16 protein-coding genes and 1 pseudogene are annotated in these 16,353 nt (G+C 46.6%); all 17 read left to right on the top strand.

The annotated features are described in order from the left end of the window. Positions 1 to 124 precede the first annotated feature (124 nt). The 17 genes and pseudogenes from larB to CHL1_RS17115 all read left to right on the top strand — a co-directional run bounded on the left by larB (position 125) and on the right by CHL1_RS17115 (position 16,317). Positions 125 to 871 carry a nickel pincer cofactor biosynthesis protein LarB gene (gene larB / locus CHL1_RS17195; RefSeq protein WP_250934167.1) on the top strand — a complete coding sequence of 249 codons (747 nt, stop codon included), beginning with the start codon at positions 125 to 127 and terminating at the stop codon, positions 869 to 871. Further along, positions 868 to 2,274 (top strand): nickel pincer cofactor biosynthesis protein LarC, encoded by a 1,407-nt coding sequence (larC, locus tag CHL1_RS17190; protein ID WP_250934166.1) that lies wholly within the window; start codon positions 868 to 870, stop codon positions 2,272 to 2,274. Before larB ends, larC begins: the two co-directional genes overlap by 4 nt. Then, positions 2,240 to 3,394: an aldo/keto reductase gene (locus tag CHL1_RS17185; RefSeq protein WP_250934165.1), complete on the top strand. Its 1,155-nt coding sequence runs from the start codon at positions 2,240 to 2,242 to the stop codon at positions 3,392 to 3,394. Before larC ends, CHL1_RS17185 begins: the two co-directional genes overlap by 35 nt. A 76-nt stretch (positions 3,395 to 3,470) precedes the next feature. Next, positions 3,471 to 4,589, top strand: coding sequence for an aldo/keto reductase (locus tag CHL1_RS17180; protein WP_338078324.1), 1,119 nt, complete (start codon positions 3,471 to 3,473; stop codon positions 4,587 to 4,589). Positions 4,590 to 4,603: 14 nt separating this feature from the next. Further along, positions 4,604 to 5,182, top strand: a complete 579-nt coding sequence (locus CHL1_RS17175) for a sugar O-acetyltransferase (protein WP_250934163.1) — start codon at positions 4,604 to 4,606, stop codon at positions 5,180 to 5,182. Positions 5,183 to 5,257: 75 nt separating this feature from the next. Next, complete coding sequence (locus CHL1_RS17170; RefSeq protein WP_070370765.1) at positions 5,258 to 5,674, top strand: cupin domain-containing protein; 417 nt, start codon at positions 5,258 to 5,260, stop codon at positions 5,672 to 5,674. 91 nt (positions 5,675 to 5,765) lie between these two features. Next, positions 5,766 to 6,905, top strand: a complete 1,140-nt coding sequence (locus CHL1_RS17165; protein WP_070370766.1) for an aldo/keto reductase — start codon at positions 5,766 to 5,768, stop codon at positions 6,903 to 6,905. Positions 6,906 to 6,952: 47 nt separating this feature from the next. After that, positions 6,953 to 7,438, top strand: a complete 486-nt coding sequence (locus CHL1_RS17160) for a flavodoxin (protein WP_148638581.1) — start codon at positions 6,953 to 6,955, stop codon at positions 7,436 to 7,438. Then, complete coding sequence (locus CHL1_RS17155; RefSeq protein WP_148638580.1) at positions 7,438 to 7,758, top strand: carboxymuconolactone decarboxylase family protein; 321 nt, start codon at positions 7,438 to 7,440, stop codon at positions 7,756 to 7,758. Before CHL1_RS17160 ends, CHL1_RS17155 begins: the two co-directional genes overlap by 1 nt. A gap of 61 nt (positions 7,759 to 7,819) precedes the next feature. Next, positions 7,820 to 7,912 (top strand): annotated as a pseudogene (locus CHL1_RS17150) (cupin domain-containing protein); the annotation flags it as partial. Between the two features lie 82 nt (positions 7,913 to 7,994). Beyond that, entirely contained in the window at positions 7,995 to 8,732 is a 738-nt protein-coding gene (locus CHL1_RS17145; protein WP_250934162.1) for an SDR family oxidoreductase, read from the top strand. A gap of 279 nt (positions 8,733 to 9,011) precedes the next feature. Next, entirely contained in the window at positions 9,012 to 9,521 is a 510-nt protein-coding gene (locus CHL1_RS17140; protein ID WP_148638579.1) for a ferritin-like domain-containing protein, read from the top strand. Between the two features lie 186 nt (positions 9,522 to 9,707). Continuing rightward, on the top strand, positions 9,708 to 10,208 hold the full coding sequence (locus tag CHL1_RS17135; protein ID WP_148638578.1) for a DUF2798 domain-containing protein: 501 nt from the start codon (positions 9,708 to 9,710) through the stop codon (positions 10,206 to 10,208). Positions 10,209 to 10,250: 42 nt separating this feature from the next. After that, positions 10,251 to 11,618: an ABC transporter ATP-binding protein gene (locus CHL1_RS17130; protein WP_250934161.1), complete on the top strand. Its 1,368-nt coding sequence runs from the start codon at positions 10,251 to 10,253 to the stop codon at positions 11,616 to 11,618. A 3-nt stretch (positions 11,619 to 11,621) separates the two neighbouring features. Then, on the top strand, positions 11,622 to 13,460 hold the full coding sequence (locus tag CHL1_RS17125; RefSeq protein WP_250934160.1) for an ABC transporter ATP-binding protein: 1,839 nt from the start codon (positions 11,622 to 11,624) through the stop codon (positions 13,458 to 13,460). 118 nt (positions 13,461 to 13,578) lie between these two features. Next, positions 13,579 to 15,162, top strand: a complete 1,584-nt coding sequence (locus tag CHL1_RS17120) for a histidine kinase N-terminal 7TM domain-containing diguanylate cyclase (protein WP_228878683.1) — start codon at positions 13,579 to 13,581, stop codon at positions 15,160 to 15,162. A gap of 153 nt (positions 15,163 to 15,315) precedes the next feature. Then, complete coding sequence (locus tag CHL1_RS17115; RefSeq protein WP_250934159.1) at positions 15,316 to 16,317, top strand: response regulator; 1,002 nt, start codon at positions 15,316 to 15,318, stop codon at positions 16,315 to 16,317. Positions 16,318 to 16,353: the final 36 nt, after the last annotated feature.

Genomic DNA, 16,353 nt, shown 5'->3' with positions numbered 1-16,353 from the left:
AATCTCCGTACCTTAAATGGACGGAGATTTTTTTAAGAAATGAATGATTGCATTGACTTAGAGCGAACTCCAGATGATACAGTTAATAATATCAATGCGATATGCACATAAACCAGAGGTGGAAATGGAAACACAGGAAATATTAAAAAAAGTAAAAACGGGTGAGATCTCAGTGGAAGAAGCAGAGCTTTTTTTTCGTCGGCAGCCCTTTGAAGAAATGGGTTATGCCAAACTGGATCATCATCGAAAAATGCGCTCCGGTTTTGCCGAGGTAATTTTCTGCAGCGGCAAGGCAGATGAGCATCTGCTTAATATCTTTAAAAAACTGTATGAACAGGATGGGGAAGTGATGGGAACCCGGGCTACGCCACATCAGTATGAACTGATCAAAGCCATTTATCCCGAAGTCCAGTACGACGAAATCTCCCGGATTATAAAAATCGAAAAACCGGAAAAGCAGCGAATTGGAAAAATTGCCGTCTGTTCGGCGGGAACCGCAGATATCCCGGTGGCCGAAGAGGCCGCTCAAACCGCCGAATACTTTGGTGCTCATGTGGAGCGTCTTTATGATGTGGGGGTCGCCGGGATACATCGAGTACTTTCGCAGCTCGATGTAATCCAGAGTGCCAACTGTGTGATTGCGGTGGCTGGGATGGAAGGCGCACTGGCCAGTGTGATTGGTGGTCTGGTGGACAAGCCGGTGATTGCTGTGCCCACCTCGGTAGGCTATGGGGCCAACCTGGGTGGCATCTCGGCACTGCTGACGATGATTAACTCCTGCGCCAACGGCATCTCGGTGGTCAATATCGATAACGGCTATGGTGCTGGCTACACCGCCACCCAGATCAACCGCTTGGGGGTCCAGGAATGAGCCAGACCTTATACCTGGAATGTTATTCCGGCATCAGCGGCGATATGACGGTGGCGGCGCTGCTCGATCTGGGAGCGGATCAACAGGTGTTGATGGCAGCGCTGCAAAGCTTGCCCATCACCGGCTTTGAGGCCATCATCAGCCGGGTGAAAAAAGTGGGATTGGATGTCTGCGATTTTCATGTCAAACTGGATCGCGACAACCATGACCACGATATGGCCTATCTGTATGGTGATCATCACCATCATCATTCAACAAAACCAGGACATCCTCATCCACATCAGGAAAAAAAGAGCCATGCCCATGATCATCGGGGTCTGCCCGAAATTGTTGAGGTCATCAATCAGGCTCGTATTACCGATCATGCCAAGGAACTGGCCATCCGGATTTTTTCGATTATTGCTGATGCCGAAGCAAAAGCTCACGGGGTCAATCGGGAACAGGTTCATTTTCACGAGGTCGGCGCAGTGGATTCGATTGTGGATATTGTGGTGGTGGCGGTTTGTCTGGACAATCTGGACATTTGGGAGGTGATTGTACCGGAAGTATATGAAGGCCGGGGCTTTGTGCGCTGCCAGCATGGAACCATCCCCATTCCCGTGCCGGCCGTGACCCATATCGCCGCCAGTCATCAGTTGAATCTGCATTTGACTGCTACGGAAGGAGAGCTGATTACCCCAACCGGCGCGGCCATTGTGGCGGCGATTAAAACCGGCGATCAGTTGCCCCGGCAGTTTACGATTGAAAAAATTGGCATCGGCGCGGGCAAACGAACCTACGATCGGCCCAGCCTGCTGCGGGCGATGCTGATTACCGATAAATCAAAGAAAAACGGCGATATCTATAAATTGGAAACCAATATCGATGACTGCGGCGGTGAGATCCTCGGCTTTGTGATGGAACGGCTGTTTGCGGCTGGCGCCCGAGATGTCCATTACACGCCAGTCTATATGAAGAAAAACCGACCCGCCTATCTGCTGAGTGTGATCTGCACTAAAGCCGATATCGAAACCTTGGAACAGATTATTTTTGAGGAAACCACCACCATCGGGATCAGACGGATTCAGATGGAGAGCAGTGGCTTAAAACGGACAATCAAAAATGTTGCCACCAGCCTGGGGGATGCTCAGGTCAAGGTCTGCGAGTTGGAATCGGGGAAACGGGTTTATCCGGAATATGCCAGTGTGGTGGAACTTTGTGAAAAAAATCAAATGGCATATCAGGATGCCTATCATATAATCAAAAAGAATGCGAAGCGGCTGAAGAAATTACGGTCAGGGAATTGGTTGCAATCAATCGTTTTGAGTTGCCACTATCCTCGTAACCGCGAATATAAAAACCGCTTTATTATGACGAAAGGAAACTTTGATGAACTATCGAATTTTAGGACGAACCGGAATTAAAGTCAGTGAAATTGGCATCGGTGGAGAAGGCTTCGAGAATCGCAGTTACGAAGATTGCGAAGCACTGATTGATTGCGCCATGAAAAACGGTATCAACTTTATTGATGTTTATAATTCCAATCCCGAGGTCAGAAGTCATCACGGCCGGGCGCTTAAAAAGTATCCGCGGGACGCCTTTGTGATTCAGGGCCACCTGTGCACCGTTTGGGATGATGGCCAATACCGGCGCAGTCGGGAGCTGAAAGAAATTGTGCCGGCGTTTATGGATTTATTGGAACGCATGCAGCTTAATTATATCGATGTCGGGATGATCCACTATGTCGATGAAAAAAGTGATTTTGAGCGGATTATGAGTAAAGGGATCATCGCCTATGCTCAGGAGCTGAAACGACAGGGGCATATTAAGGCGTTGGGCTTATCCACTCATAACCCGGATATTGCGCTGATGGCGGTGGAATCGGGACTGATTGACGTGATTCTGTTGAGCATCAATCCAGCCTATGATATGTTGCCAGCCAGTGAAGACGTGGATATCCTTTTTGAGGACGAAACCTTTGCCAATCGGACTTACGAAGGCATTGACCCCAAACGGGAACATTTGTATCAGCTTTGTGAAAACAGGGGTGTCGCCCTGACAGTCATGAAAGGCTACGCTGCCGGAAAACTTTTCAGTCAGGCAGAATCACCATTCGGTCAGGCCCTGACGCCGGTGCAATGCCTGCATTATGCGCTAACCCGCCCAGCGGTAGCGGCGGTGATGGTAGGGGTATCCAGTCAGGAACAGCTCTTGGCGGCAGCGGCCTATGCAACCGCCAGTGATGCTGAGAAAGACTACAGTGAGATATTGGCAAATGCCCCCAAATCTTCATTCCGAGGCCATTGCATGTATTGCGGTCACTGTGCCCCCTGTTCACAGAAGATTGATATTGCCGCCGTCAATAAATATCTCGATCTGGCTCTGATTCAGGAAACCGTGCCGGAGACGGTGAACGGTCATTATGAACTGCTCGCCCATTATGCCGAGGAATGTATCGCATGTGGCGAGTGTTTAAAAAACTGTCCCTTTGGGGTAGCAATTACGGATAGGATGAAACAGGCTGTTGCAGTTTTTGGAAAATAACCGAAACGATCAAAAATTTAATAAGATAAACCAGCAGACAAAATGAAAAATCACAATGCTGGAGAAAGAGGAAATGATGCCATATTTGGGAGAAAATATTAAAAAGTTGGGCTTTGGATTGATGCGTTTACCAAAACAGGAGGATGTCATTGATATTGAAGCCGTTAAGGTGATGGTGGACCGTTTTATGGAGGACGGGTTTACCTATTTTGATACCGCTTGGGCCTATCCCGGCAGTGAAGTTGCGATCCGAGAAGCGCTGGTCGAGCGTTATCCCCGAGGGAGTTTTCAGCTGGCCACCAAAAATGCCGCCTGGATCAATTGTAAAACCCGGGAAGAAGCGATTGCCCAGTTTGAAACCTCGTTGAAGCAGACCGGCGCGGGGTATTTTGATTTTTATCTGCTGCATAATCTGGGTGAGAGCCGCACCAAATTCTTTAATGATTTTGATATGTGGAATTTTGTTCAGAATAAGAAAGCAGAAGGTTTAATAAAACGCGTCGGATTCTCTTTTCATTCTACACCAGAGGAGCTGGAAGCGATTCTGACCGATCATCCCGAAATGGAATTTGTCCAGCTGCAGATCAACTATGGAGACTGGGAAAACCCGGCGATTCAGTCACGGGCCTGTTATGAAGTGGCCAGAAAGCATGGCAAACCGGTCATCATCATGGAACCGGTCAAAGGCGGGATGCTGGCCTCACCACCGGAAGCGGTGGAAGAAATCTTCAAGTCGGCTAATCCGGAGGCATCCTATGCTTCCTGGGCGATCCGTTTTGCCGCCAGTCAAGAAGGTGTGATTACCGTTCTTTCCGGTATGAGCAATCTGGAGCAAATGAAGGACAATCTCTCCTACATGAAGGATTTTACGACACTGTCGGATGATGAAAAGAAGATTATAGCAGCCGCACAGGATGCCCTGAGTAAGATTCCGCTGATTCCCTGCACGTCCTGTGATTATTGCGCCAAGGTCTGTCCAAATGATATTGGCATTGCGGGCTCGTTTACGGCCATGAACTCCCTGACTTTATATGGCAATAAGGCGATGGCTAAGCATCAGGCCGGCTGGCTGGTCGGTGGTCACGGTAGAAAACCGGCCTCGGAGTGTATCAAATGTGGCGAATGCGAAAAAGTCTGTCCGCAGCATATCGCGATCAGTCAGGAACTTGTCAACGTGGCAGAAGCCTTGGCTTAAAAAATTGGAGCAAAATGGATATTGAAAAATTTTTAGAACACTTAAATAATGGCAACATGGTCGAAGGCGGCTCGGATGTTCATCTGATGATGCATGCCGTCTCCCAGGAGGCGCTGAAGTTGACGACAGCGCTCAACGGCAGTTATCATTCACCAGAAGAAATCCGCAAAATTTTTTCCCGACTGACGGGGAAGCCAGTGGATGAAACTTTTGCTATGTTCCCGCCATTTTATACCGATTGCGGCCGGAACATTCACCTTGGGAAAAATGTTTTTATCAATGCCGGCTGCTGTTTTCAGGATCAGGGCGGCATCTTTATTGGTGACGGAGTTCTGATTGGCCATAATGTGGTGTTGGCTACCCTCAACCATGATAGTAATCCGCAAAAACGCAGTGATATGTATCCAGCGCCGATTCGAATTGGAAACAATGTCTGGATCGGTGCCCAGGCAACAGTACTTCCCGGGGTTACCATTGGTGACGGGGCCATTGTCGCCGCAGGGGCGGTGGTTAACAGAGATGTCCCGGCTAAAGTGATTGTCGGCGGGGTCCCGGCCAAGATCATCAAAATGATTGAAGTAAATCAGAAATAAATAACGAAATCATAAAAGAACTGTCCCAAATTTCATGGAAATAATGAAAAATGAAAGCAAAAAAGGAGCGAGATTATGGAAAAAGAAGCACTGGAAAAGGTATCCGATTTCGCATTAGGTGAGGAAAATCTGGCGTTTGCCCCCTATTTTATTGGTAAAAGCTATCTAAGTCTCTTAAATGACAAAGAGGTGGGGATTTATAATGTCACCTTTGAACCAGGGTGTCGCAACAATTGGCACATCCATCATGGCGCAGGCCAGATCCTGATTTGTATTGGCGGCCGTGGCTGGTATCAGGAAGCGGGAAAGGATGCCCGGCTTTTAAACAGTGGCGAAGTGGTTTACATTGCACCGGAAATTAAGCATTGGCATGGAGCCGTGAGCGACGAAGCCTTTGCGCATCTTTCCTTATCGGTTTTAGTTGAAGGGGCTAGCAATGAATGGCTGGAACCGGTGACTGATGAAGCGTATAACAAACTGAAAATCCAGTAAAAACAGAACCATCAGTTACGAGGGGTTAATCGATTCATCATCAACAATAAAGCGATAAAAAAAGTTTGCGATTTAGAAATTGGAGGAAAATATGATTTATCAGGATTTTAAAAATGAAAAATTGTCGGCGCTGGGTTTTGGTGGCATGCGCCTGCCCACCATCGGAGAAGGCTTTTTTGCCCCGGTTAATCAGGAAGAAGCGGCTCAGATGGTCGATGTTGCGATTAAAAATGGGGTAAACTACTTTGATACCGCCTATGGCTATCACGGTGGAGACTCGGAACGGGCGATGGGAGAAATACTTAAAAATTATCCCCGGGACAGTTTTTACCTGGCCAGCAAATTCCCCGGCTATGAGGTTCGGGAAAGCTGGGATGCAAAAGCGCAGTTTGAGGAACAGTTGGAGAAATGTGGTGTTGATTATTTTGATTTTTATCTGATCCACAATGTCTACGAACGAAACATCGAGGTGTATTTTGATGAGCGCTGGGGCATTGTTGAGTATCTGATTGAACAGAAGAAAAATGGGCGTATCAAGCATTTGGGTTTCTCAACCCACGGACTCAAACCAACCATTGAGCGTTTTCTTGAGCGCTACGGTGAACACATGGAATTCTGCCAGATTCAGCTCAATTATCTGGACTGGAAATTGCAGAAGGCCAATGAAATTTATGAAATGCTGGTCGCCAAAAACATCCCGATCTGGGTGATGGAACCGGTGCGGGGTGGAGCTCTGGCCAGTTTTTCAGAAGAAAACACCAATAAGCTCCGTGAACTGCGACCAAATGAAAGCACAGCCGCCTGGGCTTTCCGTTTTTTACAGGGCCTCTCCGGCATCAAGATGATTTTATCCGGAATGTCAAACCGGGAACAGCTACAAGACAATTTAAAAACCTTTGAGGACTCAAAACCGCTGAACGAAAAAGAATTGGCCGTAGTCGAAGAAATAAGAGATGGTATGCTGACGATGCTGCCCTGCACGGGCTGTAAATACTGCTGTGCGGAATGTCCCCAGGAGTTGGATATCCCCACCCTGTTGCATCATTACAATGATCATAAATTCCAGCCGGGCTTTATTGCACCGATGGCCATTGCCGGAATGGCTGAGGACAAACGTCCGAGTGCCTGCATTGAATGCGGCCAGTGTAAACAGGTCTGTCCGCAGAATATCGACATTCCCGCAGCCCTGAAAGATTTTCAGAAGATGCTTGACGAAGATCCGGCCTGGTGATGCGGTTACAAAATAGTTAAAAAAATATTGTTAGGAGGAATTTTGGCATGAGCAAAAAATTAGTCGCCTATTTTTCAGCCAGCGGCGCAACGGAACAGGTTGCCAAGACATTGGCAGAGGCTGTCAAGGCAGATCTATATCAAATTAAACCGGCTGTTACTTATACATCAGCTGATTTAAACTGGAATGACAAAAAGAGTCGCAGTAGCCGGGAGATGAACGATCTGGCCTCACGACCGGAGCTGGCGGATAAAAATGCGGATGTGGAAAGTTATGACGTTATTTTCATCGGGTTTCCCATCTGGTGGTATGTGGCCCCGCATTTGATCAACACGTTTCTGGAGAGTTACGACTTCTCCGGCAAAACCGTTGTGCTGTTTGCCACCTCCGGGGGCAGCGGCTTTGGCAAGACTATTGAAAACTTGAAAGGCAGTATGTCAGCAACAACGATTATCAAAGAGGGCGGGCTGCTTAACACAAGAATGTCAAAGGATGAGATGGTCGAATGGGTTAATCAACTGGGGGTGGAGTGATGAAAAAACAAACAGCAGGCCGGGATGCCCTCGGCGAATTCGCTCCTAAATTTGCAGAACTGAATGATGATGTCCTCTTTGGCGAGGTCTGGTCCCGGGAGGATCAATTATCGGCACGGGATCGCAGCATGATTACCGTAACCGCTTTGATGACCAAGGGGATTTTTGATAATTCTCTTAAGTATCATATACTCAATGCCCAAAATCACGGTGTCAGTGCCGAGGAAATGGCGGAAATGATTACCCACCTGGCCTTTTATGTCGGCTGGCCCAATGCCTGGGCCACCTTTGCTCTGGCCAAAGAAGTTTATGAAGCTTAGTCATTTAAACACTCAGCGAGAGGAAAATTAAATGGAAAAATACGAACTGGAACACGTATCGGCATTTGCCCATCTGTCGCTATCCGTACCCCAGGAAGGTGCCAGCAATGAGTGGCTGGAGCCGGTAACCGATGTGGTCTATGATCAATTGTAAATCATGAGCGTAATCAACCACGGATTACATTTTTATGGGTTGTGATATAATAAAAAAATATAGGAATCGAAAGGGGTTTGCGATGAATAAAGGAATTCTTGTTACCGGGGGTGGACATGGAATTGGAAAACAGATTTGTCTGGATTTTCTTGAGGCGGGGGATCAGGTCTGTTTTATGGATTTTGATGAAGCCTTGTCCCGGGAATTTGAAGCCCAGTACGCCAAGCTGTTTTACTTTTATGGCGATGTGGCCAATCCCAAAAGTCTGAAAGCATTTGTGGATTTTGCCATGAAGAAGCTTGGGCGAATTGATGTGCTTGTTAATAATGCCTGTCAGGGAAACAAAGGGATTTTGTCCGATTTAAGCTATGAAATGTTTGACTATGTCCTCTCAGTGGGCCTTAAAGCACCCTATGAACTGAGCCGCCTGTGCCGGGATCAGCTCATAAAAAACCAGGGTCATATCATCAACATTGCCTCGTCCCGGGCCTTTCAATCAGAGCCGGATACCGAAAGCTATGCCAGTGCCAAGGGCGGGATTGTCGCCCTGACGCATGCCTTGGCGATCTCACTGGGGCCAGCGGTACGCGTCAATTGCATTGCCCCGGGGTGGATTGAAGTAAACGGTCGGGAGGATCACAGCCAAACCGATAAGGCAGCGATCCCGGCTGGTAAGGTGGGAAATCCCAGCGACATCTCTCAAATGGTATTCTTTCTGATCGGGCAAAGCTTTATTACCGGAGAAACCATTACCATTGATGGCGGGATGAACAAACGGATGATCTATCATGGCGACTGGAACTGGGAATATCGGGGCTAGTTTATCAATTCGAATTGGATGATCGTCGTGATGATCCGGTAGGGCCCTCGGTTGTCGATTAGATAAATAAGTATGTCTGATGTCATCACTCCAGAATGGGAGGTCATGGGCCAGGCCGGATATGTTCCATGGTGCAAGTGAATTTTTCAATCGTTTCATCCAAGGCCGAAACGAACGAAAGCTTAAGATAATTTCAAAATTAGTCGTTTTGACATCGATTTGACACAGAATCGGCTTAAGATGTTTCTATAGAAAAAAACGATTAAGGAGTTGAGTCGTATGAAAAAACAAGCTAAATTACTGTCAATTACTGCCCTTGTCTTGTCGATTCTATTCGCTACCGCCAATGTTATGGCTGCAGAGGTTTCAAAAGGATCTGCAGCGGCTCTGGCAGATGACAGCTACACCCTGGAAGAAATGTTGACCTATGCCATTCAGGATGAATATGCAGCCCAGGCCGAGTATGCAAAAATTATCAGCGTTTATGGTTCGGTAAAGCCGTATAAAAACATCGTGAAAGCTGAGGAAAAGCATATCAGCGCCTTACTGCCGTTGTTTGAAGCGTCAGGGTTCGCTGTCCCGGTAAATGATGCCGCCGCTGACGTGGTCCTTCCCGATTCGCTAAAAGCCAGCTACCAGGTCGGAGTTGATGCAGAAATCATGAACATTGATATGTATCAGCGCTTTTTGGCTGAAGACCTGCCTCAAAATGTGCGAACTGTCTTTGAATCGCTAATGCTGGCTTCTGAAAGTCATCTGGCAGCGTTTGAAAGAGCAGTTGGTCGCTAAAAACAGGGTATTGTAACAGGCTGATCGAATTTAAAAAATAAAAAATTCACTTACAAAATGTTTTTACTTCGGGTATAATACAAGCATTGAAATTTTAGCGCGTATAATGGTTCAGCGTGAGATCAACTTTGGTCTTGCGCTTTTTTTTGCCGGAATTTCAAAAATTAAGAAATGAGGAAATGGCTTATGGATTTTTACATGAAATTGCCACGAAGCAAAAAAGAGTTTGCCTTGTTTATGGCGGTGATCTCAGTCATCTCGGTGAACATCATTGCGCCGCTGATTACCTGTTTTGAAGTTGGCTTTCGGATGGATGTGTGGGCCCAGGCGATTAGAATTATGCCACTGATCTGGATAACCGTGATTGCATTGGTGTTAATGACCTACAAACCGGCCAGTTGGCTAACCAGCAAGATTGTCGCAAGAGAGGACAGTTTTTCTGCCCATATGTTGGCGAATATTTTATGCAGTGTTTTCCTGATGTCAATCTTTCTGACAGTCATCGGTACCTGGATCGGCAGTCGGCAAGTGAGCATGGAGCCAATTAGCTCGTTTTTTTATAAATGGCCTCGAAATTTTGCGATTTCATTTGCCGTGGAAGCGTTGATTGCCCAGCCGTTGGCCAGACTGGTAATGGTAAAATTGCATCAGATTAAAGATGGCCGATTGGATACGGAAAGCTTCTGATTATAAAATTTATGGAGTGTTGTTTGGCCGAGCTTAAACCGCATGGGGCTGCAAGTAGCGAAACATAATAAGCGGAACCAGCGCCTTCACCAGCATGGTTGTATAAGCGATGCTGTGGTGATGACGGGGATGGTCAGCATGGAGCTGGTTTATATTCCTTTGGCGGCAATGGTAATTTTTATGATTCTGATTCTGGTTCTTTTTAAAAAAGCCAGCCCGGTTTCCCGAACCATTCAGGCACGGGTCGATCGGGTGAATCGGATTGTTCGGGAATCGGTTGTCGGGGTGCGGGTGATCCGGGCTTTTGATAATACCAGCTATGAACAGAAACGCTCAGATGATACCTTTGTGGCCTATGCCGACAATGTGATTCACCTCAATCGGATTTTTGCAATGTTTAATCCCATGGTGTGGGCAATTATGGGGATTACCATGGTGGCGGTGGTGTGGTTTGGTGGATATCTGGTGTTGCAGGCCACCACTCAGATCGGCAGCATTATGGCAGTGATGCAATATACCGTGATTATTCTGATGTTCTTAATGATGTCGGCGATGGTTATTGTGATGGTACCCCGGATGATTGCCTGTCTGGAACGGATCAGCGAGGTGTTGGATACAGCGCCTGAGATAGCCGATGATCGGGAAGCAGAAGCATCGCCAAGCGTAAAGGGCAGCAAGCTAATCGTCTTTAATGACGTCAGTTTTTCTTATCAGGGGGCGGAAGAACCGGTTTTGAGAAACCTCAGCTTCTGTTGTGAAGCCGGAAAAACCACGGCCATTATCGGGGGGACGGGTTCCGGTAAAAGTACCATTGCGGCATTAATGCTGCGCCTTTATGACATTCAGGAAGGTCAGATTCTGGTGGCGGGAAATGATATCCGAAGAATGACCCAGCACGATCTGCGGGAGTCCATCAGTTATGTCCCTCAGAAAGCATTTTTGTTTAGTGGCACCATTGCTGAAAATTTGCGCACTGGTAAGCCCGATGCCACTGATGCGGATTTACGGCAGGCGGTTAAAATTGCTCAGGCAGAGGCCTTTATTACAACGCTGGAAGCTGGATATCAGAGTCCGGTGGCCCAGGGTGGCAGCAATTTCTCAGGCGGACAAAAGCAACGTCTGTGTATTGCCCGGGCGCTGGTAAAAAAAGCACCCATTTATATTTTTGATGACAGCTTTTCAGCACTCGATTATCAAACCGATGCGGCGCTGCGAAGTGAACTGAAACTGGCGATGAAAGATGCCTGCCTGATAGTGGTGGCTCAGCGCATCAGCAGTATCATGGATGCGGATCAGATCATTGTGCTGGATAACGGAAGCATTGCGGGAATTGGCCGTCACGAAGAGCTTCTGAGAGACTGTAGTCTCTATCGGGAAATTGCAGATTCTCAGGTTAAAAGGGAGGGTTAAGTCATGGATGAAAAAAATACACAAGATCGATCAGGGTTAGACCCGGAAATGGCGGATGCACCCCAAAATACCAGAAAAACTATTAAGCGACTAATCGCTTTGCTTTTAGAGCAAAAAGTTGCTGTAGTATTAATTATTTTGTCAACACTGCTAAGTATTGGCTTGTTTGCTGTGACCCCACTGATTATGGGATGGGCCATCGATGCTCTGATTGACAACTTAAGGGTAAACGGCCCCGGCGGAGGCTTTTCCGAGTTGGCAGAAATTATTGGTGTGCCATTGATGCTGCTGGCAGCGGCCTATTTACTTAGTGCCTGTTTCTCGTTTGTGCAAGAGTATACCATGGCCAGTGTGGGTGAAAAGCTGGTACTTTCCCTGCGCCAGAAAATCAGTGAAAAAATAACCAGGCTGCCGCTGCGCTACTATGATTCCCACCAGACCGGCGATCTTTTAAGCAGAACCACCAATGATCTGGATCGGGTGGCAGAAGTATTAAAAACCGGGTTACTCCAGTTTATTAATGGTACGGTCAATATTGCAGTCAGTATCGTGGTGATGTTGTCGCTCAATGTTTTTTTAACGGTGTTGATTCTGTTGGCCATGTCTATCAGTGTAGTCGTTACTAAATGGATTTCAGCTAAGAATTTCAAGGTGGCTCTGGATAATCAGTCGGCGTTAGGGGAATTAAACAGTCAAATCGAAGAGCTGTACACCGGGAATCTGATCATCAAAACCTTTAATCGTCAGGAAGCAGTGCGGGGAACAGTTAAAGCCATCAGCCAGCGCCAATATGAAGCCAATAAAAAAGCCCAGTTTGTGATGTTTGCCATTTATCCGGTGATTCGCTTTCTAACCCAGCTGGGTTTTGTCATGACGGCGATTGTCGGCGGGATTCTGGTTGTCAATAATACCATGACCATTGGGATTGTCCAGGCGTTTTTGCAGTATGTCAACCAGATTTCCGAGCCGATTACCCAAGCCTCCTATTTTCTTAATTCCTTCCAGTCTGCGATGGCATCAGCGGAGCGGGTCTTCGATGTATTGGATGAGGAAGAAGAGCGGCCAGATCACTCCACGCTGCAAGAATTGCCCAAAACCCGGGGAGCAGTGACCTTTGAGGAGGTACAGTTTGGTTATATCCCCGAAAAAATGCTGATGAAGGGCGTCAGTTTGTCGGTGAAACCCAATGAAATGGTGGCCATTGTCGGTCCAACCGGGGCCGGAAAAACGACACTGGTTAATCTACTGATGCGGTTTTATGAATTAAATGGCGGGCGTATTCTGATTGATGATACCGATATTCAGGAGCTGTCAAAAAGCCAGTTGCGAAAGATCGTGGGAATGGTTCTCCAGGATACCTGGTTGTTTAACGGAACCATTGCTGAAAATATCGCCTACGGCAAAATGGATGCCACCCGGGAGGAGATTGTCGCAGCAGCTACGGCATCCCGGTGTGATCATTTTATCCGGACCCTGCCACAAGGATATGATACCGTGATTGCTGGTGAAGATGGCAGCCTGTCCCAGGGAGAAATGCAGCTGTTGACGATTGCCCGGGTGATGCTGGTTAATCCGACCCTATTGATTCTGGATGAGGCGACGTCCAGCGTCGATACCCGAACCGAAGTGGCAATCCAGAATGCCATGGCTAAAATCATGGAGGGAAAAACCAGCTTTGTTATTGCCCATCGTCTGTCGACAATAAAATCAGCGGATATGATTCTGGTGATGAAAGACGGCGATATCATTGAGAAAGGAACCCACAAAGGGCTGTTGGCCGGTGAAACCTTTTATCGGCAGATGTATGAGAGTCAGTTTGCCGGTGCGCCGGAGGTTGGCTGATATTGCCTGATTGAAATATTGGCAGGCGACAAACTCAAAAGGGGGGATTCCCCCTTTTTTTATTCAATACATAAAAAACCTTCAAAATAGAAGCCAATTCAGGAAGTGATAAGAAGATATGAAACAGACAGTCTTAATCATTAATATTGCGACGATACTGGTAACACTTTTTTTAGTCTTTGTCAGTTACCGGCATCGCAGCGAAAAAGGCGGGTTGCCATTTTTATGCTCGATGGCCCTGCTTTTGTTATGGGTGGCAGGTTCCACCATCAGCATGTTTACCCAAAGCTATGAAGAAAAGGTCTTCTGGCGAAATTTTATTCAGATAGGGATGGCATTCATTCCGCTGGCGAATCTCTGGTTTGTGATTGAATATACCGAAAATAAAAACCGCTTTCTGAAATATTTGGTGTGGCTGGCAGCCTTTCTCAGTTTGGCTGGGATTGTTTTGACCTTTACCAATCCGAGCCACGACCTGATCCGGAAATCGGTGGAGTTTGTAGAAATAAATGGGCAATGGGATCTGGTTGTCGAACTGACATTTTTAGGAAACATGTTTGTGCTTTTGCGTTTTGCCCTGATGTTTGCTTCCATCGTTATTCTGATGCTGTTTCAAATCCGGATTGTTAAAAGCGGACAGAAACAGGTTTTTTACATTCTGATTGGATTTACCCTGGCTTTGGTGCTGTTAATCGTTAAAAATTACCTGATGACCGGATACGAGGAAGTGTTTCCGATGTCGGTGATCTTTTTAATTCCCAACCTGTTTATTGCCTACAGTGTTTATCGGTATGATTTTTTAACGATTGCTCCGCTGGCAAAGGATTGGATTATCAATTCCCTGCCGGATGGGATTGCGGTTTTATCGGCAGCGGGAGAGATTGTTGAAGTGAATCAGTCGGCAGAACGTTTTTTTTGGCAGATGACCGAAAAAGAGGCTCCTCCAGGCCACAAAAAATCTGCGCTTCAAAACCGGAATCGCTATGATTATAGCGGATATACTGCCTTTTTGCGGGCCCAGCCCTTATGGCAAAAGGCTCTGATTGAGCGCAAAAACGGGACGGTTGAAATCGAACTGGAAAATGATTCAGGCGACAGCTTATATTACGAAATTGATCAGCATCATTTTATCAGTGACCGCAATCATTATTCCGGTAGTGTATCGGTTATCCGCAATGTGACTAATTTCAGACTTGAAAAGCTGATGCTGAAACGTCAGGCGGAGATGGATCGTCATATTCAGATCCTCAACAAGCATGCCTATATTGACTATGTCAATGCGGCCAGCTCGGTTCAGGCGGCATTTATGGTCATCGATATCGATAAATTCAAGGCGGTCAATGATCGTTACGGCCATCCTGTCGGGGATGTCGTGATTCTGAAAGTTGTGGAGGCCATCAAGCAGTGCATTCGTAAAGATGATTTGATCGGCCGCATTGGCGGTGATGAGTTCAGCTTGACCTTGATGGATTGTGGCAAAAAACGAACCCAGGCGATTATCCAGCACATTCTTATGATGGTTCAAAAAGAAACCGCCGATATTCTTGAAGAAAGGGTTACCATCAGCATCGGCGTGGTAACCAATCAGAAATTGCCGGACTGTTCGTTTGCGACTCTCTATCAAAAGGCTGACGAAGCTTTATATGGAGCAAAAAAAGCGGGCCGAAATCAAGTGGTTTTTTATGACGACCAGCCCTGTTAAGCGAGGCCAATCGATTGGTTTGAAACACTGAAACGGATCACCTTCAATGCCATTTATATGTAGCGGTTTTAGACTAGTTTTTGCGACGCCATCACATAAAAACTAAAAAATATGATATGATTAACAAAGAACACATTAAGGGAGAATGGACCAATGATTCGAGTAATAATTGTAGATGATGAGCTACCAGCTCTAAAAATAGCCGAAAGTGTTTTAAAAACATGTGACGGGGTAAACGTATGCGGCTCTTATTCCGATCAGGATGAGCTGATGGAAGCCTTACCGATGCTTGATGTCGATTTGATCTTTCTGGATATAAAAATGCCGGGGATGCTGGGGCTTGAACTGGCCGGGCGAATCAACGAAATCAAACCAGAGGTGGCAATTGTCTTTGTTACCGCCTACGACAGCTATGCGGTCGATGCCTTTGAAATTGAAGCCTTTGATTATATCTTAAAGCCCTTAACCGCAGATCGAATCAACAAAACCTTGATGCGCTATAAAAAAAGACGGGCAGAACAAGGTCGCCCCCAAAAGCATTGTTATGTGTCAGTTCGTTCATTCGGACGATTTTCGGTGGTTTCGGAGCAGGGCGAAACGATGCAATTTCGGACGGCCAAGGCGGAAGAACTCTTGGCTTTTTTAATTCATCAACAGGGCCATGCTGTTTCCAAAGAAAACATCATGGAAGAACTCTGGTATGATCGGGATACCGAACGGGCGCAATCTATTTTTTATACAACGCTTTACCAATTGCGCAAGGATCTGGATCATTTTGGATTGCATAATGCCATTTATAGCAGCCGCAAAGATGGCGGCAAGTGCGCCCTGACATGGCGGCCGGATCATTGGGATTATGATGAATTTTTGGACTTATATAAACAATTTAAAGCCAGCCTATTCAATCTGGAAGAGCAAAAACGGGCCATTGAGTTGTATCAGGAAGGTTATTTAATGCATAATGGATATCTATGGGCAGCAGGAAGACAGGCTGAATTGGAACTTTGTTATCTGGAGCTGATGGAAAAGATTGTTGAAACCGAGGTTCTAAAACAGAAATTTGAGTCGGCCTTGCTTTATTTAAAGAAATTGGCCAAGAATTTTCCCTTTAATGCCTCGATTCATGTAAAAATCATTGCGGTTTATTTTTGCTGAATAATAAAAAAGCGGCGCTTGCCCATTATCAGAATG

Source organism: Acetobacterium wieringae (assembly GCF_023700225.1).
In the GTDB taxonomy this organism is placed as follows: domain Bacteria; phylum Bacillota; class Clostridia; order Eubacteriales; family Eubacteriaceae; genus Acetobacterium; species Acetobacterium wieringae.
Note: the sequence above shows the minus strand (reverse complement) of the source record. Positions and strands in the feature narration are given on the sequence as shown.